A 25676-nucleotide genomic window follows, 5' to 3' on the forward strand; every position below is an offset into this window, starting at 1 on the left:
GGCCGCACGTCTGAGCACGTTGCCGCCCCGCTTCTACGTTGAGGGGGTCGGAGCCATGGGCCGCGGCCGTCAGAAGGCAAAGCAGACCAAGGTCGCCCGGGAGCTGAAGTACTTCAGCCCCGAGACGAACTACAAGGCGCTCGAACAAGAGCTGACCGGTCACAGCCGAACCGATGTAGCTACGGAGCCTCGCCGCGCGGTGAGTGTCTCCGACGACGCAGAGGACTGGGACCGCTACGCGGACCGCTCCGACGAGCGTTGACCGGGTTACCCCTTCCTCACACCTCTGAACTGGCCGCCCCGCGCACCTGCGCAGGGCGGCCAGTTCGTGGTGCCAGGACTCAGACCCGGTAGCTGCCGACCATCCGGACGGCCCCGCCGTCGACTCCCTTGGACCCCCGGACGATGTCGGCGCCCCGGGTGCCGTCGTCCGCCGTGACCGTCCCCAGGACCCAGGCCGGCAGACCCAGCGCCGCGAGCCGCGCGAGCGCAGCATCGGCACCCTCGGCACCGACGACCGCGATCATCCCCACACCGAGGTTGAGCGTGTTCTCGAGGTCTGACCACGGCACCTGCCCCAACCCGCGGACGACGTCGAAGACGGCGGGCACGGCCCACGACCCGCGGTCGACCTGCGCGCTGAGCCCGACAGGCAGCACCCTCGCGAGGTTGGCCGCCAGCCCACCACCCGTGACGTGCGAGAACGCGTGGACCTGCGCCGCGGTGTCCCGGGCGAGCGCGAGGCAGTCGCTCGCGTAGACGCGGGTCGGCTCGAGCAGCTCCTCGCCGAGCGTGCGCCCGAACTCGGGCACGTCGCGGTCCAGGGCCCAGCCGGCGTGCTTCACGACGGCACGGACCAGCGAGTACCCGTTGGAGTGCAGCCCCGAGGAGCCCATGGCGAGCACGACGTCACCCTCGCGCACCTTGTCGGGACCGAGCAGGTCCGCGGCCTCCACGACCCCCACAGCCGCACCCGCGACGTCGTACTCGTCCTCGCGGAGGAGGCCGGGGTGCTCGGCCGTCTCGCCACCCACGAGGGCGGTGCCGGCAACCTCGCACGCGGCTGCGATGCCCCGCACGATGTCGGCGACGCGCTCGGGCACGACCTTGCCCGTCGCGATGTAGTCCGTCATGACGAGCGGCTGCGCACCGCACACGACGATGTCGTCGACGACCATCCCGACGAGGTCGAAGCCGATGGTGTCGTGGATGTCGAGCGCCTGGGCGATCGCGACCTTCGTGCCGACACCGTCGGTGGACGAGGCGAGCAGAGGACGGTCGTAGGACTTGAGCATGCTCACGTCGAACAGTCCGGCGAAGCCGCCGACCCCGCCGAGGACGTCGGGACCGTGCGTCCGGGCGACCGCGGCCTTCATGAGCTCGACGGCGCGGTCGCCGGCAGCGGTGTCCACGCCGGCAGCGGCGTAGGTGAGGCCTTCAGACACGAGTGACTCCAGATGTGAGGACGAGGAGGGGGGACATGGCGCGTCCGGGCGGGACCCGCCGGGGTCGCGCACGGGGCGCGCCGCGAGGGAGGGGGATCGATCAGGGATGCGCGAGGGCGGTCGACCCGCCAGCACCGACCGAGAGGGACCGCAGCCCGTCCTCGGGTGCGCCGAGAGGGAGCTCCGCCTGCTCGAGGAGGTGCTTGCCGAGCTGCTCCGAGTCGGGCAGCGCGATCGGGTACCTGCCGGTGAAGCACGCGCTGCACAGCTGCGACGCCGGTTGCTCCGTGGCGGCGATCATGCCGTCGTGGGAGATGTAGCCCAACGAGTCGGCCCCCAACGACTGCCCGATCTCGTCGGCGCTGAGGCCGTTGGCGATGAGCTCGGCACGGGACGCGAAGTCGATGCCGTAGAAGCAGGGCCACGTGACGGGCGGCGCGCTGATGCGGATGTGGATCTCCGCCGCACCCGCCTCCCGGAGCATCCGGACGAGCGCCCGCTGGGTGTTCCCGCGGACGATCGAGTCGTCGACGACGACGAGGCGCTTGCCCTTGATGACCTCGCGCAGCGGGTTGAGCTTGAGCCGGATGCCGAGCTGGCGCAGCGTGTCCGAGGGCTGGATGAAGGTCCGGCCCACGTAGGCGTTCTTCGTGAGGCCCTGGCCGAACGGGATGCCGGACTCCTGGGCGAACCCGACGGCTGCAGGGGTCCCGGACTCCGGGACGGGGATGACGAGGTCGGCCTCGACGGGGTGCTCACGGGCGAGCTGGCGACCCATCTCGACCCGGGCGGCGTGGACGGAGCGGCCCTTGATCGTCGTGTCCGGACGAGCGAGGTACACGTACTCGAAGACGCAGCCCGACCTGGCGGGCTCGGCGAACTTCTGGGACCGCAGGCCGTCCTCGTCGATCGCGATGAGCTCGCCCGGCTCGATCTCCCGGACGAAGCTCGCTCCGACGATGTCGAGCGCAGGCGTCTCGCTCGCCACGACCCAGCCGCGAGCCAGCCGGCCGAGGACGAGGGGGCGCACGCCCTGCGGGTCACGCGCCGCGTAGAGCGTGCCCTCGTCCATGAACACGAGGCTGAAGGCGCCGCGCAGACGCGGCAGCACCTCGAGCGCGGTCTGCTCGAGCGTGTGGTCCGGGTCGCCCGCGAACAGGGCGGTGACGAGCGCGGTGTCGGTGGTGTTGCCCCGGGCGAGCTCACCGCGGCGCTGGGCACCGTAGCGCTCGGCGACGAGCTCGACGAGCTCCGCGCTGTTGACGAGGTTCCCGTTGTGGCCGAGGGCCACCGTGCCGGACGCGGTCGCACCGAGGGTGGGCTGGGCGTTCTCCCACGTCACCCCACCGGTCGTGGAGTAGCGGCAGTGACCCACGGCCATGTGTCCGGTGAGCGCGTTGAGCGCGGTCTCGTCGAACACCTGGGAGACGAGTCCCATGTCCTTGTAGACGAGGATCTGCTCGCCGTTGCTCGTCGCGATCCCCGCTGACTCCTGGCCGCGGTGCTGGAGCGCGTACAGACCGAAGTAGGCAAGCTTCGCTACCTCTTCGCCAGGTGCCCAGACACCGAAGACGCCGCACGCGTCCTGCGGTCCCTTCTCACCGGGCATGAGGTCATGATTGAGAAGTCCATCTCCACGGGGGGCCACAGCACAAGTCTCCCACAGGCCTCCCGGGCATGTCAGGACAGTCCGCGCCGACCGACGCTCACCGGCGGGCCACCCGCCCGCGGTCCGTCAGCGGCTGCTGCGGCGGTCCGCGGCGATCGCCGCGAGGCCCGCGAGAAGCGTCGTCACGAGGGTCGTGCCGGCGATCGAGACGATGAAGTAGACCCACCGGTTGACCATCCCGGGATCCGAGACGACGAGCGCGACGACCACGCCGAGCACGATCCCCACGATCGCCCCGACGAGGAAGAAGGAGCGGTACCGCGGCGCTCGGCGGACCCTGGCGTGCTCGGCGACCGACTCGATGCGGGCCTGCTCGGCGGGGTCAGGAGGTGTGCTCGTCACGAGCATCGACTCTACCGCCGAGCGGCACGTTAACGAACGTCGTTTACATCGTCTCGGGTACCAACACCCCTGTTCGCACGGCGCCGCGGGCGCAGTTGACTCTCCTCACGACCCACCGGCAGGCACCGTGCGCCCGCCCGAGAGAAACGGCAGTCCCATGCGAATCACCCCGATCCGAGCAACCATCGCGGCCGTCACCACAGCCCTGGTGCTCTCGGGCTGTTCGCCGACCCCCGTGAGCGGGGCGAAGGGTGACGACGGCGGGGAGAGCACGACACTCTCGATCGTCGGTTTCGCCGTCCCCAAGGCGGCGAACGACGCCGCGCAGAAGCTGTGGTCCGAGACCGACGAGGGTGCGGGTGTCACGTGGGAGAGCTCCTACGGCGCCTCGGGCGACCAGAGCCGCGCCGTCGTGAGCGGCCTCGAGGCCGACTACGTGCACTTCTCCCTGGAGGGCGACGTGACCCGCCTCGTCGACGAGGGGCTCGTCGCCGAGGACTGGAACGCGGGCGAGCACCAGGGCATCGTCTCCGACTCCGTCGTCGTGCTCGTCGTCCGTGAGGGCAACCCGAAGAACATCCAGGGCTGGGACGACATCGTCCAGCCCGGCATCTCGATCGTCACGCCCAACCCGGGCTCGTCCGGGTCCGCGCGGTGGAACATCCTCGCCGCCTACGGCAGCGTCATCGCCGACGGCGGGACCGACGCCGAGGCGCAGGAGTACCTCCGCGCGTTCTTCGGCAACGTCGCCGCCCTCCCCGGCAGCGGCCGGGACGCCACGACGGCATTCACGAGCGGCACCGGGGACGTCCTCATCTCCTACGAGAACGAGGCGATCCTCGCCCGGCAGAACGGCGAGACCTTCGACTACGTCGTGCCCGACTCGACGCTCCTCATCGAGAACCCCGCCGCGGTGACCGTGGACGCCGACCCGAAGGCCACGGACTACCTCGAGTTCGTGCTCAGCGAGGAGGGCCAGACGGCATTCGCCGAGAAGGGCTTCCGCCCCCTGGTGGACGGCATCGACGTCACGGTCGAGGGGGCCAACGACCCGTCCGACCCGTTCCCCGTCCCGACGAAGCTGCTGACGATCGCCGACGACTTCGGCGGCTGGAGCGCCGTGAACGACAGGTTCTTCGGGGACGCCGGCCTCGTCACGACGATCCAGACGGAGACCGGGAAGTCGTGACCACCACCGTCGCTCCCGCAGCGACACCTTCGTCTACCGGCCGGGCGACGCGCACGCGTCGCCCGGCCGGGGGCGCGCGCCTGACCCGCACCTCCGGGGTCGGCCTGGGTGTCGCTCTCATCTGGTTCAGCGCGCTCGCGCTCGTCCCGCTCATCGCCGTGCTCGTGGAGACGTCCAGCGGTGGCTGGGGCGCCTTCTGGCGCACGCTGACGAACACGCAGACCGCCGCCGCCCTGACGCTCACCATCACCCAGGCGCTCCTCGTCACTGCCGTGAACGTCGTCGTCGGGACCGTCATCGCGTGGGTGCTCGTCCGGGACCGGTTCGTCGGCAAGCGGGCGCTCGAGGTGCTCATCGACATCCCGTTCGCGCTACCCACCATCGTCGCCGGCCTCGTCCTGCTCTCCTTGTACGGCCCCGCCGGGCCGCTCGGTGTCGACGTCGCGAACACCCGCGCGGCGGTCTTCCTCGCGTTCCTGTTCGTCACGCTGCCGTTCGTCGTGCGGACGGTGCAGCCCGTGCTCGCCGAGCTCGACCGGGACGTCGAGGAGGCCGCGGCGTCGCTCGGCGCGAGCTCGTTCACGACGTTGCGCCGCATCATCCTGCCGGCCCTGTTCCCGGCGATCACCGCCGGTGCGGCCCTGTGCTTCGCCCGCGGCATCAGCGAGTACGGGGCGCTCGTCCTGCTGTCGGGCAACCTGCCGATGCGCACCGAGGTCGCGTCCGTCCGGATCCTCAGCTACCTCGAGAACGGTGACCAGACCGCCGCAGCCGCCGTCGCGAGCGTCCTGCTCCTCGTCTCGTTGCTCGTCATCGTCGCACTCGACGTCCTGCAACGACGGGTGGCGCGTCGTGGGTAGCAACCGGGCCGTGCGCTACGGCCTGCGCACAGCCGTCATCGTCTACCTCGTCATGCTCGTCGGCTGGCCCGTGTCCCTCGTCGCCAAGGGCGCCTTCGCGGACGGCCTCGACACGCTGCGTACCGCACTGTCCGACCCGTCGGTGATCTTCGCGCTCCAGCTCACGGCCACCGTCGCGGTGCAGGCGGTCATCATCAACACCCTCTTCGGGGTGGGCATCTCGCTGCTCCTCGTGCGGTACGAGTTCCCCGGCAAGCGCATCCTGTCGGCGCTCATCGACCTCCCGCTGTCCGTGTCGCCCGTCGTCGTCGGGCTCGCGCTCGTCCTCGTGTACGGGGGGCGCGGCGGCTGGTTCGGGGACGACCTCGAGTCCGCCGGCCTCCAGGTGATCTTCGCGACGCCGGGGATCATCCTCGCGACCGCGTTCGTGTCACTGCCACTCGTCATCCGGGAGGTCGTCCCCGTCCTCACCGAGATCGGCACGGACGAGGAGCAGGCGGCCGCGAGCCTCGGCGCCAGCCCTGTCCAGACCTTCTGGCGCATCACCCTGCCCGCCATCAAGTGGGCGGTCGTGTACGGCGTGGTGCTCACCCTGGCCCGCTCCCTCGGGGAGTTCGGGGCCGTGAAGATCGTCTCCGGCAACCTCGAGGGCCGGACCCAGACGGCGACGCTGCTCGTCGAGCAGAAGTACCAGGACTTCGAGCAGGGCACCGCCTACGCGACGGCGTTCCTCCTCGCGGCCGTGTCCGTCGCCTGCATCATCGTCGTGTCGTTCCTGCGCAAGCCCAAGGAGGCGTCGTGAGTATCGAGGTCCAGCGGATCAGCAAGCGGTTCGGTGACTTCGTCGCGCTCGACGACGTCAGCGTGTCCATCCCCACCGGGCGCCTCACCGCGCTGCTCGGTCCCAGCGGTGGCGGCAAGTCGACGCTCCTGCGGGTCATCGCCGGCCTGGAGCAGGCCGACTCGGGCAGGGTCGAGATCGAGGGCCGCGACGCCACCGGGCTGCCTGCTCGCAAGCGCAACGTCGGGTTCGTGTTCCAGCACTACGCGGCGTTCAAGCACCTGTCCGTGGCGCGCAACGTCGCGTTCGGGCTCGAGATCCGCAAGACACCCAAGGACGTCACCGCGGAACGCGTCGACGAGCTCCTGCGGCTCGTGCACCTCGAGCAGTTCGCGCACCGGCTGCCGTCCCAGCTCTCGGGCGGGCAGCGTCAGCGCATGGCGCTCGCCCGCGCCCTCGCCGTGCAGCCGAGCGTCCTGCTGCTCGACGAACCCTTCGGTGCGCTCGACGCGAAGGTCCGCAAGGAGCTGCGCGACTGGCTCCGCAAGCTCCACGACGAGATCCCCGTGACCACGGTGTTCGTCACGCACGACCAGGAGGAGGCCCTCGAGGTCGCGGACGAGATCGTCGTCATCAACGACGGGCGCATCGAGCAGGTGGGCTCCCCCGACGACCTGTACGACGCACCGGCGAACGACTTCGTCATGAGCTTCCTCGGGCCGGTGACGACCCTCGGCGACCGGCTCATCCGGCCCCACGACATCGTCGTCGAGACCACGCCACGCGACGCCGACCCGTCCGTCGTGCGCGGTGTGGTCTCCCGGACCGTGCGGGTGGGCTTCGAGGTCCGCTGCGACGTCGCCGTCGAGGATCACACCGTCCAGGTCGTCGTCACGCGCGCCGAGGCGCGCACGCTCGGCCTGGCGACGGGCACGACGGTCTGGCTCCGGCCGGCGGCGGGCACGGTCACGCTCACCGGCGGGCCGAAGAAGGTCACGGCCCGCGCCTGAGCGCGTGCGGACGGGCCGGAACGCCGCCCGCCAGCATCGATAGGCTCTGCCGCATGACTGCGCCCCGAACCAGCCGCCCGCCCGTCCGCGTCGCCATCCTCGGCTCGGGCACGGGCACCACCGCAGCGCACATCATGGATGCGGCTGGCGTGTCGGTGCACGCGCAGGTGTGCCTCGTGATCGCCAACAACAGCCGCGCCGGCGTGCTCGAGAACGCGCGCCGGCGCGGTGTCCCGACCCTCCACCTCAGCAGCGTCACGCACCCGGACCCCGCGGACCTCGACGACGCGATGGTCAGGGCGCTCGAGGAGGCCGGGGCGGAGGTCGTGGTGCTCGCCGGGTACATGCGCAAGGTCGGGCCCAGGACGCTCGACCGGTGGGCCGGGAACATCGTCAACACCCACCCCGCGCTCCTTCCGGCCTACGGAGGGGTGGGGATGTACGGGGACCGGGTCCACGAGGCCGTCCTCGCCGACGGCGCGCACGTGAGCGGCGCCTCGGTGCACCTCGTCACGCCCGAGTACGACGAGGGCCCCGTCCTGGCACAGAGGTCCGTGCCCGTCGAGCCGGATGACGACGTCGCGAGCCTGCGCAGCCGGGTCCAGGCGGCCGAGAAGGCGCTCCTCGTCGAGTGGCTCGCCGGTCGGTGCGCGCAGGGTGGTGCGCCGTCAGCCGACGATGCCTAGGGACCGAGCTGCCCGGAGCCAGTCGGGGAACTCGCTGAGCAGCCGCTCGTAGAGCTCGGCGTCCGGGACCGAGTCGATGTCGTCGAGCTCGAAGAAGCCGACGTTGTCGACCTCGCGCCCCTCGAGCTCGTCGAGGGACGTGAGCAACCCGTAGTTGGCGCGGCCGACCCCGACGAACTGCCAGAACGCGGGGAGCCCGGCAGCCTGCGAGACGAGCTCGGTGATCGCGCGGCGCTGCTTGAAGCCCCCGTCGGTGAAGAACAGCACGAGCGTGGGCATGCGGTCCCCGCGCCGCAGCGTGCTCATGACCTCGTGCATGATCGGCAGCTCGTCGTTCGTCGCACCGATCGCGTCGTAGTCCACCCCGCCGTGCCGGCCGTAGAGGTGCAGGTACTCCCTCGGCCAGGTCTCGAGGTCCGCGACACCGAGGTCCGGCAGCCGCAGGAACGACCGCGCGTACAGGTACGGCTCGAGCGACCCGTCGTCGTCGAGCTGGGCGGCCACCGCGACCATGCGCTCGACGACGCGGTGCACCACCTTCTTCGCGTACTGCTTGTGCATCGAGCCGGTCTTGTCGATGACGAGCACGATGCGGGCGCGCACGTCGGACGCCTGCTTGGTGAGCAGGACACGGTGCACCGCCTCCTTGCGCAACGACAGCACCTGGCGCTTCTCGAGCGACAGGCGCTCCTCCCCCGGCGCGACACGGACGCCCGTCGGCGCGGGCGCCGGAGCAGGCGGAGGTGGCGGAGGTGGCGTGGGAGCGGGAGGGGCGGCGGGTGCAGGCGGTGCGGGCGGGGCAGCAGCGGGTGCCGGCGGAGCGCCGACCTGCCCGGCAGGCTCGTCGTCGACGCTCACCCCGTACTCGCGGACGAGGTCGGCCAGCCCACCGTCCCAGCCCGCGCAGACGTTGCGCAGCTTCCACGCCCCGCCGCGCCGGTAGAGCTCGACGAGCACGGCGGCCCGCTCGCTCGTGAGTCCTGCCACGGAGCACGCGATCGCCGCGGCGCCGGTCGGCTCGACCAGCACCGCGATGCTGCCCGACGACGCGAGCGTCCCGGTGACCGACCCGTCGAGCGTGAGCGCGACGGCGACGGTGGTGACGTCGGTCGGCACCCGGTCGAGGTCGACGGTGAGGGAGTCCGCTGCGGTGAGCCGCACGGCACCCTCGGGAGACTGCGGCTGGTTGAAGAACACGAGGTCGTCGTCGCTGCGCACGGCCCCCGACTCCGCGAGCTGGAACGCCATGACGTCGACGCTCCCCTGCCGCGCCCCGCCGACCCGTATCGCCACGACCCCGCCCGGCAGCACCGTGTTCGCTCCCCGCACCAGCTCCATGCATCCTCCTGGACGTCCCTGTCGACACCGTCGGGCGCCGGCCCTGCCCGCGATCGTACGGCGGGAGAGCGGGCGCCCGAGGTCGTGCGGCGGCGCGTCAGTGATTGACGACGCCGGTGGTCGACAGCGCCGGTGGTCCGTCAGTCGTCCGCTAGGACCATGTCCGCGTGCGCCCGACGACGCTGGGCCGCAAGGGCCCACCCGGCTCCGACCAGCAGTGCGGCGAGCGCCCCGAGAGCACCGACGGTGTCGACGCCGGTGACGGCGAGCGCTCCGCCGCTGCTGCTCGTCCCCGGCGGCGGGCCGCTGACCACGGGGGGCCGCCCGCCTGCGTTCCCTCCGCCAGCCCCGGTGCCGAGGTCGCCGTCGACGTCCCCGCCACCGTTGCCGCCGCCAACGTCTCCGCCGCCGTTGCCGCCTCCAACGTCTCCGCCGCCGTCACCTTCGCCGCCGTCACCGCCGCCGCCCTCGACAGCCGCGAGGACACTGACAGCCAGCTGCACGGTCGTCCCGGAGGGATCAGCGACGAGGACGAGGTCGTAGTCCCCTGCCGCGAGGTCCGTCGGCACCGTGAACGTCACCGTCGTCGCTCCGTTCGTCACCACGCTCGAACCGACGGCCCGCACGCCCGGTGCAGCGAGCCAGGCCCCGTCCGCAGCGCCGTCGCCGGCGGCCGGGACGAGGTACGCCGACACGCTCGTGGTGGTGGGCGAACCGAGCGACGTGAGGTCGAGTCCAGCGAGCTCCACGGACACCGCCTGCCCGGCGACGACCTCGCTCGGCAGCGCACCAGCCTGCACGCCCCGGCGCGCGAAGCTCGGGCTGAGCGCCGGGTTCGCCCCGAGGTAGGAGATCCATGCGTCCCGGTCGACGAGACCCGAGTCGCGGGCGTCCGTGCCCTCGGTGAACACCGAGAAGTTGTCCCCGCCGGTCGCGAGGAACGAGAAGGTCGCGATCCGGTACTCCGCACCCGGGTCCACCGGTTCGCCGTCGACCGTCACCGACGTGATGCGCTCGCCCCGCGCGGCCGCCGGATCGAACGTGTAGCTCACGTTGTCCGAGAGCCCGAGGTTGAGGAACGGTCGCGAGCCGCCCTCGGGCTGCCACTGCTGCTCGAGCATCTCGACGACCTGGTCACCGGTGAGGGTCACCGACCACAGGTTGTTGACGAACGGCAGGACCGCGTTGGCCTCCGCATAGGTGATGACCCCGTCCTGCCCGTGGAGCAGGTCCGCTCGCAGCCCGCCCGGGTTGACGACACCGATCTGGGCACCGCCACGCTCGGCGGGTGCGAGCGTGTCACGCAGCGAGTTCGCGACGAGGTTGCCGAGTGTCGACTCCGCGCCGCGATCGTCGCGCCTGCCGTCCGCGAATGCGGTGGTGATGTCCGCCGTGACGCTGCCGACGGGTTGGTCGCCGATGATCGCGGCCTCAGCGAGCGCGGCGTCCACGACGGCCTGCACCGCGGCGACCCGCGGGTAGGTGGCGACGAGGTCCGCGACCGGCGTCGTCGTGCGGGGGACGTTGAGCACCGTGTAGTCCACGACGTCGAACGACCCGGGGTCGACGGAGAGGGTGACCTGCCCGATGTTCTCCCCGTAGCTGCCCGTCTGGATCACGGGCCGGGTCCGGCCGGCCGCCCCCGGGACCGGCGCGTCCCACGCGTACTGCTTGTGCGTGTGGCCCGTGAAGATCGCGTCGACGCGCGCGTCGGTGCCGGTGACGATCTCCGCGAAGGTGCCACCTGCGGCGACCTCCTCCTCGAGCGTCGCACCGTCGGGCGTCCCTGCGGACGCACCCTCGTGGTACATCGCGACGACGACGTCCGCCTCACCGTTGGCCTCGTCCCCGTCGGAGAGGGTCGCGGTCACGCGGTTGACGGCAGCGACGGGGTCACCGAAGTCGAGGCTCGCGATGCCCGCGGGTGTGACGAGCGTCGGTGTCTCCTGCGTCACCGCCCCGACGACGCCGACGCGCACGCCGTCGATCTCGAGGATCTCGAACTCCTGCAGCGCGGGGCTGGTGGTGCCGGCGAGGTAGACGTTCGCCCCGAGGTGGTCCCAGTCGGCAGCGTCGCTCACGCGACCGGTGAGGTCGTCGAAGCCCTGGTCGAGCTCGTGGTTCCCGACCGCGGACGTCGCGAGCCCGAGGGCGTTGAGCACGTCGATGGTCGGCTGGTCCTGCTGGGAGGACGAGGCGAACAACGACGCGCCGATGTTGTCCCCGACGGACAGGAACGCCGTCCCGGACGGGTTCGCCGCCCGCAGCTCCTCGACGGTCCCGGCGAACGCGACCGTGTTGCTGTCGATCCGTCCGTGGAAGTCGTTGATGCCGATGAGGTTGAGCTCGACGGGCTGCGCCTGGGCCGAGGGCCCGACGACGGTCGGGTCGTCCTCGCTGGTGGTCACGGCGTGCGCACCGACGCCGGGGCCGAGGGCGAGAGCGGTGGCGAGCATCACGCCTGCCACCGCCCTCCGTCGTGCAAGGTTCTGGTGGCTCGTGGGCACGCGCGCTCCTTCGTCCGTCGTTCACCTGTTCAGGCTGGAGCACAGCGGTCGCTGCGTCGGGACCAGCCCACACATCACACCCGGCGCATCTTGCCGGGAGGTGACGGATGGGAGACGGCGCTGTGAACTCCGGTGCACGCAGGACACCACGGAGCGCCGTCGTCGGTCAACGGTGCATGCTGCGGCGGACGGCGGACGTCAGCGCTCGCGCGCCGCCTGGAGCGGCAGCAGGCGGGAGATGTCCGAGCGCTCACCCGACGCCCGGACGCGCCCGTCACGCACGGCGTGGTCCCAGCTCTCCCGGCCGGTGGCGAGCGCGAGCCAGGTCTGGGGGTCGGTCTCCACGACGTTGGGCGGGGTCCCGCGCGTGTGTCGCGGGCCCTCGACGCACTGGACCGCGCCCCACGGCGGCACCCGCACCTCGACGGCGTGGCCGGGCGCGACGTCGGCCAGCTCCTCGAGGGTGAAGCGGACAGCGGTCGTCACAGCCCGCGTGTCCGCCGTGCCGGCACGCCACGCGGTGAGCGCCACGCGGCCCACGGCGGGGTCGGTCCGACGACGGGGCGGCACGGCTCAGCCCTCGTAGGCGAACGCGATGCGGCGGTCCTCGATCGAGGCCTCGACGAGGCGCACGGTGACGGCGTCCCCGAGCGGGAGCGGGTCGGTACCGGCGACCACGCCGCGCGCCGCCGGCTCGGTGACGACCACCTGGCCACGGCGCGGGTCCTTCTCGTCGCGGTCGACGATGACGCCCTCGAGCTCGTCGCCCACCCGGCCCGCGAGGAGCGCAGCCTCGACGATGTCGACCGACGCGCGCTCGAACGCGCTGGCGCGCTGGCCGCACCGCTGCATGGTGCGCGGGAGCTCGTCGAACGCCTCCCGGACCCAGTCGGGCACGTCGCTCGCAGACCCGCCGGCGCTGAGGGTGAGGCAGATCTCGGTGCCGAACCTGTCGACGAGCCTGCGCAACGGAGCCGTGACGTGGGCGTACTCCGCCGCGATCGCGGCGTGCTCCGCGTCCTGAGGCACATCGCCCTCGAAGGCGACGTACCCGGCGCCGCGGAACAACGACGTCGCCTCGTTGAGGAACGCCGCGTGCCTGGGCACGTCGGACTCCAGCCCGGCGAGGAGCTCGCCGTACGGCATCTCCTGCGGCCAGTCGATCCCGAGCGCGTGCGCGGCACGCCGCAGCCGGTCGACGTCCCGGGGGTCGCTCTGCGGCAGCACGCGAAGGATCCCCATCCCGCCCGCGCGCATGATCTGCGCTGCCGCGATGCCGGTGAGCAACGAGATCTGGGCGTTCCACCCTTCCACGGGCAGGACGGAGCGCAGCTCGAGACCGAAGGTGCCGTCCTCGCGCACCGTGACGTCCTGCTCGGGGAGGTTGAGCGAGGCACCACCGCGCTCGCGTTCGAGGACCTCGCGCAGCCGGCCGACGTCGCGGAGGGCGCGGAGCGCGTCGTCGGCCGTACCGTCGTCGAGCGCCGCCTGGGCCTCGGCGTACGTCAGGCGTGCGCGGGACCGCACGAGCCCCCGGGAGACGGTCGCACCGGTGATCTCCCCCCGGGTGTCGAGGTGCACCCGCCACACGGCTGCCGGCCGCTCGACGTCCGGCAGCAGGCTCGCTGCGCCCTCCGACAGGACGGGCGGGTGCAGGGGGATGCGCGAGTCGGGACCGTAGAACGTCATGCCTCGTGCCCGGGCCTCGCGGTCCACGGCGCCACCAGGGTCGATGACGTGCCCCACGTCCGCGATGGCGTACCGCACCTCGAAGCCCGAGGGTGTGCGGACCACGTGGACGGCCTGGTCGAGGTCCATCGACCCCGGCGGGTCGATGGTCACGAACGGGATGTCGAGCGACTCCCTCGAGTGGTCGGGCGCCGGCCGAGCCGCGGCCGCCTCAGCCTCCGCGAGCACGCCGGGCTCGAAGTCCTGAGGAATCTCCATCTCGGAGCGCAGCTCCTCGAGGGACGAGCGGATCTGCTCGGCGGGCGTGGACCGGGGCAGACGGAGGTGAACGCGACGGGTGGGCACGGCACGACTCTACGAGAGGGGTGCCCTGAGAGCAGCGTTTATCGCCGAACTGGACTTATCACACGCATTCCGGGGGCACATCCCTCATGCAGGGTGAAAGGCAGGGTTAATATCCCGGGCGCCTCGATTTCGGCATCCCGCGGGACGTCACTGTTGCGGTCTCAGCCACCCCGCTGACCGCACCGATGCCTCTCCCCCCGGGCCCGTGCGGCCGATGCACAGACAAGGACCCTGCCGTGCGCACCTCTCCCACCCCCCAGCCCGACTCCTCAGCAGCCGAGTTCCCGCGCGCCGCCACGATGCGCATCTCGGCGCTCGCTACCGCATTCCTCACGGGGGGCGCTGCGATCAGCCTCCTGGTGGCTCCCGCCGCGTCCGCGGCAGCTGTCCCGAGCAGTGCGCAGTCGAGCGTCACACAGTCGGTGTCGAGCACGTGGGGGCACGAGGGGAAGAGCAACGACTCCTGGGGTTCGTGGAAGACGCCGGCCAAGCAGGCACCGAAGACGTCGTGGGACCACTCCGCGACGTGGAGCGGGAAGTCCCCCTCCAAGGACACCATCGTCATTGCCTGGTTCATGCCCGGCAGCAAGAAGGGTGAGGTCACCTGGCCGCAGAAGTACGTCGGCGTCATGCCTGACTGCGGCACCGGCTGGTACCAGGTCGACACCTACAAGTACGGCACCGCGACCGAGAAGAAGCTCGTCGACGACATCATCTCGGACAACCTCCTCGAAGGGCCGCACGAGGACAGCAAGGCGTACATCTCCCACGAGATGAAGACCCCGAAGAACGACCCCAAGGTCTGCACCCCGGCGCCGCCGGTCCAGCCCCCCGTCGAGGAGCCCCCGGTCGTCGAGCCGCCCGTCGAGGAGCCGCCCGTCGTCGAGCCCCCCGTCGAGGAGCCCCCGGTCGTCGAGCCCCCCGTCGAGGAGCCGCCCGTCGTCGAGCCCCCCGTCGAGGAGCCGCCCGTCGTCGAGCCGCCCGTCGAGGAGCCGCCCGTCGTCGAGCCCCCCGTCGTGGAGGTGGGCGGAGCCTACGAAGAGGCACCGGCACCTGTGACGCCGGCACCCGCACCCGCGCCCGCACCGGCACCGGCACCCGCACCCGCACCGCAGCAGGGGGCCGCACCCGCAGCCTCCTCCGCCGCGACCCTGCCCGTCACGGGAAGCAACGTCGCGATGCTCCTCGGCTCCGCAGCTGCCCTCGTCGCCGCCGGGTTCGGCGCCTTCCGCGTGAGCCGTCGCCGGGCCGCTTCCGAGCAGTAGGACCGCATTCCCCAGATCACCCGCGCAATGCATGGAGTTCCCGGCAGATAATGTCGGGAACTCCATGCATTGCCAGTCTGCATCGCGCTTTCACCCCGTTATGCCTCCCCCCGCGGACACCCTGCCACCTACTATCGGTTCGCACCCCAGCATCGGCTGCCATCGCTGCGAGAGCGCCGCGTGTGCCGAGGGTCAGCGAAGGGTCCTCGACGGTCATGTCTACGCACGCCGCGCATGCCCCACCCCAGGGTGGGTTCTTCGGTGGACCGCGCGTGCCCTCGTTCCTCATTCCCCGCCCCGAGCTCGTCGAGGAGATCGCCGGCGGTGCCCCGCTCACCGTGATCCGCGGGGCAGGTGGCAGCGGCAAGACGATCCTCCTGGCGGAGTGGGCCGCCACCCGCGCGGACCAGTCCGTCGCCGGTGTCTGGGTCACCGCGCACGAGAGCACCGCGACCCGCCTCTCCTTCTGGCGGGAGGTGGTCTCCACCGTCCTCGACGCTGGTTACGCCGACTACGCCCCGGTGTTCACCCGCCTCGTGGCCGAGATGCGGGTGTCGGAGGATCCGCGTCGTCTGCTCGTGCGCGGGTTCGGCCAGCTCCGGACCCCGCTCGTCATCGTCGTCGACGACTACCACCACGTCCTCGCACCCGAGGTCCACGACGACATCGCGTTCCTGCTCGCGCACTGCTCGAGCCTCTCGATGGTCGTGGCGACCCGCACGCTGGGTCCGCTCGAGCACGCGTCCACAGCACTGAGCCTCGAGACGGTCGTCATCGACCCCGATGCGCTGCGGTTCAGCCTCTCCGAGACCGCAGCGGCGTTCAAGCACGCCGGGTTCGACGAGTGGGAGACGCTGGGCCTGGCTGCCCATGACGCGACCGACGGTTCGGCGATCGCGATCCGTGGGCTCATCGTCGCCCTGCTCCGCGAGCCCGAGGGCCGCACGGCGACCGAGCTCTCCCCCGCCCTCATCGAGACCAGCGCGACGATCCTCCACGAGTCCGTCACCGGGCGCCTGTCGGCGGACCTCGTGACCCTCGCCGCCCGGTGCTCCGTCGCCGAGGTGCTCACGCTCGAGCTCGTGGCCCGCCTCGGCAACCTCGACGGGCAGGACGCCGCCGAGGCCGCCCTCATGGAGCTCGAGGGCGCGGGCGTCGGCATGTGGGTCGTGCGGTCCAGCGAGCGCACGTTCCGCTTCTCCGAGCTCGTGCGGTCCGTCCTGCTCGCCGAGCTGCGCTCCCAGCGCGCGGACGAGGTCGATGACCTCGTCCGCATCGCGGCGAGCTGGGCGCTCGACAACGACCTCCCGTTCACAGCGCTGCGTGACGCGGTGTCGATCTCCGACCTCGACCTCGCGACGCGCATCGGGCAGAGCCGGTGGTTCACGCTGCTGTCGTACCACCCCGAGCAGCTCATCAGGTTGCTGTCACCCCTGTCCGTCCGCAGGTTGTACAACTTCCCTGTCCTCGCGATGATCCTGGCCCTCGCCTACAGCTCGTCCGGTGCGCACCGGGTGCGCGCGATGGAGATGTTCGGCATCGCGAACGCGTCCGCGAAGCTCCGGAGCGTCAAGGCCGGGCCGGCCGAACGGCTCATCCTCCTGACGATCCAGAGCGCGTCCCTGCGGTCGACGGGCAACGCGGACCAGGCCGTCGCGGTCACCGACCGCGCGATGCGGCTCTTCGAGGACCTGAGCATGCAGCAGCGCGACGAGCTCGCGGCGATCCTGCCCGTCATGCTCGAGCACCTCGGCCTCAGCCTCTACTACTCGGGTCAGGCGGAACGTGCGATCCGCGCGTTCCGGACGAGCTACGCCATGGCGGAGTCGGTCGGCGCGGAGAGCAGGCACCACGCGCTCGCGCTGCTCGCGGGCTCACTGGCGATGCAGGGACACATCCGCGAGGCCCGCAGCATCGTCGAGCAGATCCGCGCCGAGATGTGGCCGGAGGGATGGAAGGACGGGTACTACGGCGCGCTGTACCGGCTCGCGGAGGCGCTGTGCGCCCTCGAGCAGCTCGACTTCCCGCGCGCCCAGTTCGAGCTGCACATCATGCGCGCGCACGTGAACCTCACCGAGCACTGGCCGCTGTTCCGGTACGCCCAGACGATGATCGATCTCGGGCTGGGTCACGCTGCCGAGGGCAGCGCCGCCCTCGAGATCGACATGAGCTCGACGTCGAGCCTGCCTGCCGTGAGCGGGATCGCCACGACGGTGCTCGACGCATGCCGAGCGGCTCTCATGATGGCCAACGGGCAGGGCGCGCGCGCGGAGCAGATGCTCGGCAAGCACCCCAAGGGTGCTCCGTGGATCGCCGTCATGTGGTCCCGGTGGTTGCTCCTGGCAGGTCAGCCGGAACGAGCGATGCGCACGGTGGGCAGGTCGACCGAGGAGGAGAACCTGTCGGTGAGGTTGCGTGCGGAGGCGCTCGTCATCCAGGCGTCCTCTGCCCTGCGGCTCGGCAACGAACCGTCCGCCATGCGCCACCTCGACTCCGCGGCCCGCCTCATGACCGAGCACCAGCTGCGGACCCCGCTCATGCTCGTCCCGCGCAGCGACGTCGCTGCGCTCCTCGCGCACGCCGGCGCGCGTGAGGAGGGTCCGGGGACCGAGCTCCTCGAGGTGGCCGAGGCCTTGCCGCCCGTGTTCCCGTCCTCGGTGTCGACCGTCAAGCTCGCCGAGCGGGAGCTCATCGTGCTGCGCCAGCTCGTGCACAGCTCGAACATGGCGGAGATCGGCGCGCAGCTGTTCGTCTCGGCCAACACGATCAAGAGCCAGGTGCGGAGCATCTACCGCAAGCTCGGGGCCTCGTCCCGGGAAGAGGCGCTGCTCATCGCGCAGGAGCACGGCCTGCTCGGCGACTGAACCGCCCGGGGTGCGCACGACGCCCACCAGCCCGGCCGTCGTCATCGACGGACGGACGGGCCAGCGGGCGGGCGGTGCGCGTCAGATGACGCCGAGGGAGATCATCGCGTCGGCGACCTTGGTGAAGCCGGCGATGTTGGCCCCGGCGACGTAGTTGCCCGGCTTGCCGTACTCGTCGGCGGTCCCCGCGCAGCGGTCGTGGATGCCGATCATGATGCCCTCGAGGCGCTCGGCCGTGTGCTCGAACGTCCAGGCGTCCCGGCTGGCGTTCTGCTGCATCTCGAGCGCGGACGTCGCGACGCCACCGGCGTTCGCCGCCTTCCCCGGCGCGAACAGCGTGCCGGCGGCCTGGAAGGCCGCGACGGCCTCGGGCGTGGCAGGCATGTTGGCGCCCTCCGCGACGGCGAGGACACCGTTGGTCAGGAGGGTCCGGGCGGCAGCGCCGTCGAGCTCGTTCTGCGTGGCGCACGGCAGGGCGACCGTCGCGGGCACGTCCCAGATCGAGCCGTTCTCGACGAAGGCGGCGTTCGGCCGCCGCGCGGCGTAGTCCTTGACGCGGCCCCGCTCGACCTCCTTGATCTGGCGGAGCATCTCGAGGTCCACCCCGTCCTCGTCGACGACGTAGCCGGACGAGTCCGAGAACGCGACGACGTTGGCGCCGAGCTCCTGCGCCTTCTGGATCGCGTAGATCGCGACGTTCCCGGAGCCCGAGACGACGACGCGCTGGCCCTCCATCTCGAGTCCGCGGGTGCGGAGCATCTCCCGGGCGAAGAGGACCGTGCCGTAACCGGTGGCCTCGGTGCGCACGAGCGACCCGCCCCAGGAGATGCCCTTGCCGGTGAGCACGCCCGACTCGTAGCGGTTCGTGATGCGCTTGTACTGACCGAAGAGGTAGCCGATCTCGCGACCACCGACGCCGATGTCACCCGCGGGGACGTCCGTGTACTCGCCGATGTGGCGGTAGAGCTCGGTCATGAAGGACTGGCAGAACCGCATGACCTCACCGTCGGACTTGCCGCGGGGGTCGAAGTCCGAGCCGCCCTTGCCGCCGCCGATGGGCATGCCGGTGAGGGAGTTCTTGAAGATCTGCTCGAACCCGAGGAACTTGACGATCCCGAGGTAGACGGAGGGGTGGAACCGCAGGCCGCCCTTGAACGGGCCGAGCGCGGAGTTGAACTCGACGCGGAACCCGCGGTTGATGTTCACACGCCCCGTGTCGTCGACCCACGGCACCCGGAAGATGATCTGTCGCTCCGGCTCGCAGATGCGCTCGAGCACCGCGGCATCGGCGTACTGCGGGTTCTTGGTGAGGACGGGCGCGAGGGACTCGAACACCTCACGGACGGCCTGGTGGAACTCCGCCTCGCCGGGGTTGCGGCGGAGCACCTGCTCGAATGCAGGGGCGAGCTGGCCTTCCATCGGGGTTCTCCTTCGTCGCGCGAGACCGCGCCCTGCGTTCTGGGACGGTCGTGCCAATTGCACCGGGGCAGCGTACCTCCGTGTGCTGGAGGTACCCGCGACGGTTCTCACGTCGTGAACAGCCCTCAGGAACGGGCAGGAAGCTTGCGGGTCGGACGGACCCGGCGAAACACGGCGAAACGAACGCCCGAATGATGAGCCCACCCTGAACGGTCGGCGCCCACGAGGGGAGGATGACGGCATGCGACACGACGAGACGACCGGGGCGGCCAGCCCCGCAGCGCGCCACAGGGGAGCACCCGTGCTCACCTGTCGCCGCGCCGTCGACCTCGTCCGGACGGCCAGCCTGCTCTGCCGGTAGACCTGTCCCGGTCCCGGGCGCTGCGCGCCTGACCCCGCACCCGTCGGGCGACACCGCTCGACGGGGCCACCCCGTCACGTGCCGGTGCCACGACACCCGTGCACCGCACGACGCGCCCGTGGCACCGCGCTCACCGGAGCGCCCACCCCGCGACGACCCCCAGACCGGTCGTCCGGGCTCTGCGTCACGCACCACTCTCCGCGGCGACCCTCGGCGTGCTCCGGCGCGCGGTCGTCGCCCGCTCCCTACCCGTGGAGGCACCATGACCAAGCTGAGGTTCGACCATGTCCGCAAGGACTTCCTCGTCCGGGACGACCGGGGACGACGTGGGTCCACGACGCGCTTCACCGCCCTCGACGACTTCACGCTCGACGTCCCCGAGGGGCAGTTCCTCACCGTCGTCGGGCCGTCCGGCTGCGGCAAGTCGACGTTGCTGGACCTCCTCGGAGGACTGACAGAGCCGTCGTCGGGCCGCATCCTCCTCGACGGGACGCCGATCACCGGACCCGGCCTCGACCGCGGCGTCGTCTTCCAGCAGTACGCGCTGCTGCCCTGGCGGACCGCACGCTCGAACATCGAGTTCGGTCTCGAGGCCAAGGGGCTCGACCGACGACGTCGGACGGAGATCGCCGGGACCTACCTCGACCTCGTCGGGCTCACCGGCTTCGAGAACCGCTACCCGCACGAGCTCTCCGGGGGGATGAAGCAGCGCGTGGCCATCGCGCGCAGCCTCGCGTTCGACCCCGACGTCCTGCTCATGGACGAGCCGTTCGCGGCGCTCGACGCCCAGACCCGGGAGTCGCTCCAGGACGAGCTGCTGCGCATCTGGCGCACGACGGGCAAGACGATCGTGTTCATCACCCACAGCATCGAAGAAGCCATCTACCTCGGGCAGCGGGTGGCGGTCATGACGCCGCGGCCCGGCCGGCTGAAGTCGGTGATCGATGTCGACCTCGACCCGGCCACCTCGGACGACATCCGGTCGGACCCACGCTTCGGCCGCCTGCGGCACCGCATCTGGACGGAGCTGCACGACGCCGAGCGCACCCGCCCCGCACCGGGGGGCACCACTCCTGCCGGCGCACCGTCCAGCCCCTCGCCCGTCCCCGACCCGTCCGACCTGGAGCCCGCCCATGTCTAGCACCCTCACCCCCGCACCGCGCGGAACCGCCGGTTCCGCGACCGTGCCCCCGGCGACGGACACGGTGGCCTTCGCGGACCCGCCCACCCTGGGGCGCAAGCAGGTGCTCCCCGAGCAGGGCAGGGCGGGGCGGCACCGCGTGCGAGCCGCGACAGCGAGGTCGCTGCGCGCATCCGCGGTGATCGCGCTGTTCCTCGTCGTGTGGGAGGTCGCACCGCGGCTCGGGCTCGCCGACCCCGTGTTCCTGCCACCGTTCAGCAGGGTGGTCGTCGCCCTCGGGGACCTCGTGGCGAGCGGCGAGCTCGTCACGCACCTCGACGCGAGCCTCACCCGCGCGGCCGCCGGGTTCGCGATCGCCCTCGTCGTCGCGATACCGCTGGGGATCGCCATCGGCTGGTACACGAAGGTCTCGGAGCTGCTCAACCCGTTCTTCGAGCTCTTCCGCAACACCGCGTCCCTCGCGCTGCTCCCGGTCTTCATCCTCATCCTCGGCATCGGGGAGACCTCGAAGATCGCGCTCGTCGTCTACGCCTGCACCTTCCCCATCCTCCTCACGACGATCTCGGGGGTCCGGACGGTCGACCCGTTGCTCGTGAAGTCCGCACGGTCCCTCGGCCTGCCGCCGGTGCGGCTCTTCCAGAAGGTCGTGCTGCCGGCCGCGGTGCCGACGATCTTCACCGGCATCCGCATGGCCGGGTCGTCCTCGATCCTCGTGCTCATCGCCGCCGAGATGGTCGGTGCGAAGGCCGGGCTCGGCTACCTCATCACCTACGCCCAGTTCAACTTCCAGATCGAGAAGATGTACGCCGGGATCATCGCGATCGCCGTCGTCGGGGTCGTCATCAACGGCGGGCTCCTCGCGCTCGAGCGCCACTTCTCGCGCTGGCGCGTGTCCTCCACCTGATCCGGCCCGGCACCGCCGGCCCGGCCACCCCACCTCCCCCAACCCGTCACCCGCATCCCTGGAGCTCCCATGCCCGCAGCACCCCGGCACGCGCCGTCCCGACTCCCCAGACTCCTCGCCGCCCTCACCTCCGCGGCTCTCGTCGCCACCCTGTCCGCGTGCTCCGGAGCGGAGGCCGAGGAGGCCGTCGTCAACGAGGACGGGCGCACCGTGCTCCGGTACGACGGCTCCGTCGGCCAGGTGACGTTCCCCGAGCTCGCCGCAGACCTCGGCTACTTCGAGGAGGTCGAGCTCGAGTGGGTCGGTGACTCCACCGGCGGCCCGCAGAGCATCCAGGCCGCCGCGACCGGCGCCACCGACTTCGGTGGCGCGTTCAACGGCGCCATCGTCAAGCTCCGCTCGTCGGGCGCGAAGGTCACCTCCGTCATCTCCTACTACGGCTCCGACGAGCAGTCCTTCGGTGGGTACTACACCGTCGAGGGCAGTCCCATCACGGAGGCGAAGGACCTCATCGGCAAGAAGGTCGGCGTCAACACGCTCGGCGCGCAGTCCGAGTTCGTCATCCGCGAGTGGCTGGCGCGCGAGGGCCTGACGAACGACGAGATCACGCAGGTCGAGCTCACCGTCGTGCCACCCGTCAACGCCGAGCAGGCGCTGCGCGAGGGGCAGGTCGACGTCGCCAACCTCAGCCGGGTGTTCCAGGACAAGGCGCTGGAGCGCGGCGGGATCACCCAGCTGTTCTCCGAGGTGAGCCTCTTCGGCACCTTCAGCTATGGCACGTACATCTTCCGCGACGAGTACATCGCCGCGAACCCCGAGGTCGTCGAGGACTTCGTCCAGGGCACCGCCCGGGCCATCCGCTGGGCGCAGGTCACCCCCGTCGAGGAGGTCCGGGCGCGGTTCGAGGACATCATCACCGAGCGGGGCCGCAACGAGACGCTCGAGCTCGTCCCGTACTGGAAGTCCACCGGTGTCGCCGGGCCGGGCGGCGTCGTCGACGAGCTCGAGATCAGCACCTGGATCGACTGGCTGGAGCGCAACGAGGAGCTCGAGGAGGGCCCGCTGACCCCCGAGGACATCTACACCAACGAGTACAACCCCTACGCCAACGGCACGTACGAGCCGACCGCGGGACCCGACGGCGAGCCCGTCGCCGCCCCGTGACCGCCCCACCCATCCCTCCCTCACAGATCGCGAGACACACCATGACCACCACCCCGCCCCGCCAGCTCGCCCTCAACCTCTTCATCAACGGCGTCGGCCATCACGAGGCTGCCTGGCGCCACCCCTCCACCGACGTCACCCGCCTCTTCACCGCCGGCTACCACCAGGAGCTCGCCCAGCAGGCTGAGGCGGCAGCGTTCGACGCGATCTTCTTCGCCGACGGCCCCGGGCTGCACGACGGCGTCGAGTTCAACAGCACCGGTCGTCTCGAGCCGTTGCTCACGCTCGCCTCCGTGGCTGCCGTCACCAGCCGCATCGGGCTCATCGCCACGGCGTCCACGACGTTCTACGACCCGTACAACCTCGCCCGTCTCTTCGCGACGCTCGACCACCTGAGCAACGGCCGGGCGGGGTGGAACATCGTCACCACCGCGGCGGGGAACGTCGCCGGGAACTTCGGCCTCGACACCCACCCGCCCGCGGCGGAGCGCTACGCCCGTGCCGCGGAGTTCGTCGAGATCGCGACCCGGCTGTGGGACTCGTGGGCCGACGACGCGGTCCTCGCCGACAAGGCGTCAGGGCGCTACGCGGACCCCACCAAGATCCACCCGGCCGCGTTCGCCGGCGAGCACCTGCGGGTGTCCGGCGCGTTCAACGCCGCCCGCCCACCCCAGGGGCACCCCGTGCTCGTCCAGGCGGGATCCTCGAACGACGGCCGTGCGTTCGCGGCCCGCTACGCCGAGGCGATCTTCACCGCGCACCAGCAGCTGAGCGACGCGCAGGCGTTCTACGCAGACATCAAGAGCCGCGCGGTGTCGCTCGGGCGCGATGCGGACTCCGTGAAGATCCTGCCCGGGATCAGCCCCTTCATCGCGGGCACGGAGGCCGAGGCGCAGGCGCTCGAGCAGGAGTTCAACGAGCTCACCGCACCCGCGTACGGCCTGCGCCAGCTCGCGAAGCTCGGGGACGCGACCTTCACCGAGGACCAGCTCGACGAGCCCGTCCCGCTGCACCTGTTCGCCGACGCCGGGGACGTCACGGACAACAACCGCAGCCGCCGCCAGGTGGTCGCCGGGATCGTCCAGCGCGAGCACCCCACCGTGCGCCAGCTCCTGCACCGCCTCGCCGGCGCCCGCGGGCACCGCGTCGTCGCCGGGACGCCCGAGCAGGTCGCGGACACGATCACGGAATGGTTCACGAGCGGCGCCGCGGACGGCTTCAACGTCATGCCGCCGTCCCTGCCCGGCGGGCTCGAGGTGTTCGTCGAGACCGTCGTGCCGATCCTGCGGGCCCGGGGTATCTTCCGTGAGGCGTACACGGGCACGACGCTCCGCGACCACCTCGGCCTCGAGCGGCCCGCCAACCAGTTCGCAACCCTGCGCGAACCGGAGCTGGTGCGCGCGTGACGACTCTCGTGCAGGGCAGAGGAGCGGGTGGCGTGCGGGTGGACGGTCCAACGACGAGCCCGACGTTCCGCGCCCTCCTGCCCACCGTGTTCGTCCCCGCGGGCATCTACGGGCTCGGTCAGGGGGCGGCGGCTCCCGTCGTCGCGCTGCTCGCCCGTGACCTCGGCGCCTCGCTCGGCGTGGCCGGGCTCGTCGTCGCCCTCGGCGGCCTCGGGACGCTCGTCGGGGACCTGCCCGCGGGGCGGATCGTCGCCCGCTACGGCGAGCGCCTCGCGATCGGGCTCGGGAGCCTCGTCGGGGCCATCGGCGTCGCGCTGTGCGTCGTCGCGGACTCCGTCGCGGTGCTCGGCATCGGGGTGGCGCTCACCGGGATCGCCAACGCCGTGTGGGGTCTGGCCCGGCAGAGCTACCTCGCCGAGGCGGTGCCGTTCACGCGGCGGGCCCGGGCCATGTCGACGCTCGCCGGGATGATGCGCCTCGGGTTCTTCCTCGGGCCGTTCATCGGCGCCGGGGCGATCGCGCTCGGGGGCACCCGCGGCGCGCTCGTCGTGCAGCTCGTCGCGGTGGTCGTCGCCGGACTCCTCATGGCGCGGTTGCCGGACATCCCCGGGGAGGGAGCGGCCGCGGGCCGCGCCGCGGCCCGCGCACCGGGTCGCGCGACGCTCGGGGGCATCTTCCGTGAGCACGCCCGGCTGCTCCGCACCCTCGGCGGCGGGGTGCTCCTCATGGGCCTCGCCCGTGCGTCGCGCCTCGCGATCCTCCCGTTGTGGGCGGACCACCTCGGCATCGACGCCGCGACGACGAGCCTCGTGTTCGGCGTCGGCGCCGCCGTCGACGTCCTGTGCTCCTACCCGGCCGGGCTGCTCATGGACCGGTACGGGCGGCGCTTCGTCACCGTGCCGGCGATGCTCACGCTCGGGCTCGGATACGTCCTCCTGCCGCTGTCCGGTTCCGTCGCGATGCTCACCGTCGTCGCCGTGGTGCTCGGGGTGGGCAACGGCCTGAGCAACGGCGTGATCATGACCCTCGGCGCGGACGTCGCGCCTGGGCCCGTACGGGCCCAGTTCTTCGCCGCGTGGCGACTCATGCACGACAGCGGGATGTTCGTCGGCCCGCTCGCCGTCGCCGGGATCGCGCTCGTCGCCCCGCTGTCCGTCGCGGCCGTCGGGCTCGGCGCCGCGACCTTCGTCGGCGCCAGCATGATGTGGCGCTTCATCCCCGTCTACGTCACGTGGCCACGGCCGCTCACCGACCCCGACGCCGTGAAGCCCTCCCCCGCGTCGACCTGATC

At 71.6% G+C, this 25676-nt stretch carries 21 protein-coding genes; 13 read left to right on the forward strand and 8 right to left on the reverse strand.

Translation table 11 applies throughout. The features are described from left to right. The first annotated feature begins 55 nt into the window (after positions 1 to 55). The gene (locus tag AC54T1_RS00910; RefSeq protein WP_484343462.1) at positions 56 to 262 is read left to right on the forward strand and encodes a DUF3073 domain-containing protein; all 207 of its coding nucleotides are present in this window, start codon (positions 56 to 58) and stop codon (positions 260 to 262) included. A 79-nt stretch (positions 263 to 341) separates the two neighbouring features. Here the strand turns inward: AC54T1_RS00910 and purM are convergent, their stop codons facing one another. The 3 genes from purM to AC54T1_RS00925 form a co-directional block, all read right to left on the reverse strand. Next, positions 342 to 1445, reverse strand: a complete 1104-nt coding sequence (gene purM, locus AC54T1_RS00915; protein WP_496910689.1) for a phosphoribosylformylglycinamidine cyclo-ligase — start codon at positions 1443 to 1445, stop codon at positions 342 to 344. A gap of 100 nt (positions 1446 to 1545) precedes the next feature. Further along, positions 1546 to 3093, reverse strand: a complete 1548-nt coding sequence (gene purF / locus AC54T1_RS00920; RefSeq protein WP_484343464.1) for an amidophosphoribosyltransferase — start codon at positions 3091 to 3093, stop codon at positions 1546 to 1548. A gap of 87 nt (positions 3094 to 3180) precedes the next feature. Next, positions 3181 to 3456: a hypothetical protein gene (locus AC54T1_RS00925; RefSeq protein WP_496910690.1), complete on the reverse strand. Its 276-nt coding sequence runs from the start codon at positions 3454 to 3456 to the stop codon at positions 3181 to 3183. Positions 3457 to 3613: 157 nt separating this feature from the next. Between AC54T1_RS00925 and AC54T1_RS00930 the strand changes: the two genes are divergently transcribed. The 5 genes from AC54T1_RS00930 to purN are packed head-to-tail and all read left to right on the forward strand — an operon-like array spanning position 3614 to position 7982. After that, a complete protein-coding gene (locus AC54T1_RS00930; protein WP_496910691.1) occupies positions 3614 to 4645 on the forward strand; it encodes a sulfate ABC transporter substrate-binding protein in 1032 nt (343 codons plus the stop codon). After that, the gene (gene cysT, locus AC54T1_RS00935; protein WP_496910692.1) at positions 4642 to 5505 is read left to right on the forward strand and encodes a sulfate ABC transporter permease subunit CysT; all 864 of its coding nucleotides are present in this window, start codon (positions 4642 to 4644) and stop codon (positions 5503 to 5505) included. Before AC54T1_RS00930 ends, cysT begins: the two co-directional genes overlap by 4 nt. Continuing rightward, positions 5498 to 6307 carry a sulfate ABC transporter permease gene (locus AC54T1_RS00940; protein WP_484343468.1) on the forward strand — a complete coding sequence of 270 codons (810 nt, stop codon included), beginning with the start codon at positions 5498 to 5500 and terminating at the stop codon, positions 6305 to 6307. Before cysT ends, AC54T1_RS00940 begins: the two co-directional genes overlap by 8 nt. Beyond that, on the forward strand, positions 6304 to 7296 hold the full coding sequence (locus tag AC54T1_RS00945) for a sulfate/molybdate ABC transporter ATP-binding protein (protein ID WP_496910693.1): 993 nt from the start codon (positions 6304 to 6306) through the stop codon (positions 7294 to 7296). Before AC54T1_RS00940 ends, AC54T1_RS00945 begins: the two co-directional genes overlap by 4 nt. 53 nt (positions 7297 to 7349) lie before the next feature. Beyond that, positions 7350 to 7982 (forward strand): phosphoribosylglycinamide formyltransferase, encoded by a 633-nt coding sequence (purN, locus tag AC54T1_RS00950; protein ID WP_496910694.1) that lies wholly within the window; start codon positions 7350 to 7352, stop codon positions 7980 to 7982. On the opposite strand, the gene AC54T1_RS00955 is transcribed toward purN, so the two are convergent. From AC54T1_RS00955 to AC54T1_RS00970, 4 genes are all read right to left on the reverse strand, one after another. After that, positions 7965 to 9320 carry a VWA domain-containing protein gene (locus tag AC54T1_RS00955; protein ID WP_496910695.1) on the reverse strand — a complete coding sequence of 452 codons (1356 nt, stop codon included), beginning with the start codon at positions 9318 to 9320 and terminating at the stop codon, positions 7965 to 7967. The two genes, purN and AC54T1_RS00955, sit on opposite strands and share 18 nt — an antisense overlap. 140 nt (positions 9321 to 9460) lie before the next feature. Beyond that, the gene (locus tag AC54T1_RS00960) at positions 9461 to 11827 is read right to left on the reverse strand and encodes a bifunctional metallophosphatase/5'-nucleotidase (protein ID WP_496910696.1); all 2367 of its coding nucleotides are present in this window, start codon (positions 11825 to 11827) and stop codon (positions 9461 to 9463) included. Positions 11828 to 12025: 198 nt separating this feature from the next. Then, complete coding sequence (locus AC54T1_RS00965; RefSeq protein ID WP_484343473.1) at positions 12026 to 12397, reverse strand: sterol carrier family protein; 372 nt, start codon at positions 12395 to 12397, stop codon at positions 12026 to 12028. A gap of 3 nt (positions 12398 to 12400) precedes the next feature. Then, entirely contained in the window at positions 12401 to 13861 is a 1461-nt protein-coding gene (locus AC54T1_RS00970) for an RNB domain-containing ribonuclease (protein WP_496910697.1), read from the reverse strand. Between the two features lie 236 nt (positions 13862 to 14097). On the opposite strand from AC54T1_RS00970, the gene AC54T1_RS00975 reads away from it, so the two are divergent. Together AC54T1_RS00975 and AC54T1_RS00980 are read left to right on the forward strand one after the other, a co-directional pair. Next, positions 14098 to 15126, forward strand: a complete 1029-nt coding sequence (locus tag AC54T1_RS00975; RefSeq protein ID WP_496910698.1) for an LPXTG cell wall anchor domain-containing protein — start codon at positions 14098 to 14100, stop codon at positions 15124 to 15126. Positions 15127 to 15341: 215 nt separating this feature from the next. After that, positions 15342 to 17990: a LuxR C-terminal-related transcriptional regulator gene (locus AC54T1_RS00980; RefSeq protein ID WP_484343476.1), complete on the forward strand. Its 2649-nt coding sequence runs from the start codon at positions 15342 to 15344 to the stop codon at positions 17988 to 17990. Between the two features lie 81 nt (positions 17991 to 18071). Here AC54T1_RS00980 and gdhA read toward each other — a convergent pair whose 3' ends face one another. Next, positions 18072 to 19409, reverse strand: coding sequence for an NADP-specific glutamate dehydrogenase (gene gdhA / locus AC54T1_RS00985; protein WP_484343477.1), 1338 nt, complete (start codon positions 19407 to 19409; stop codon positions 18072 to 18074). Between the two features lie 623 nt (positions 19410 to 20032). On the opposite strand from gdhA, the gene AC54T1_RS00990 reads away from it, so the two are divergent. The 5 genes from AC54T1_RS00990 (at position 20033) to AC54T1_RS01010 (ending at position 25674) form a co-directional block, all read left to right on the forward strand. After that, entirely contained in the window at positions 20033 to 20911 is an 879-nt protein-coding gene (locus tag AC54T1_RS00990) for an ABC transporter ATP-binding protein (RefSeq protein ID WP_484343478.1), read from the forward strand. After that, the gene (locus AC54T1_RS00995; RefSeq protein WP_496910699.1) at positions 20904 to 21815 is read left to right on the forward strand and encodes an ABC transporter permease; all 912 of its coding nucleotides are present in this window, start codon (positions 20904 to 20906) and stop codon (positions 21813 to 21815) included. Before AC54T1_RS00990 ends, AC54T1_RS00995 begins: the two co-directional genes overlap by 8 nt. A gap of 69 nt (positions 21816 to 21884) precedes the next feature. Beyond that, positions 21885 to 22979: an ABC transporter substrate-binding protein gene (locus AC54T1_RS01000; protein WP_496910700.1), complete on the forward strand. Its 1095-nt coding sequence runs from the start codon at positions 21885 to 21887 to the stop codon at positions 22977 to 22979. Positions 22980 to 23020: 41 nt separating this feature from the next. Beyond that, a complete protein-coding gene (locus tag AC54T1_RS01005; RefSeq protein WP_496910701.1) occupies positions 23021 to 24385 on the forward strand; it encodes an LLM class flavin-dependent oxidoreductase in 1365 nt (454 codons plus the stop codon). Further along, positions 24382 to 25674 (forward strand): MFS transporter, encoded by a 1293-nt coding sequence (locus AC54T1_RS01010; protein WP_496910702.1) that lies wholly within the window; start codon positions 24382 to 24384, stop codon positions 25672 to 25674. The genes AC54T1_RS01005 and AC54T1_RS01010 overlap by 4 nt, the downstream gene beginning before the upstream one ends. Positions 25675 to 25676: the final 2 nt, after the last annotated feature.

The organism is Sanguibacter sp. Z41_6, from assembly GCF_059621145.1.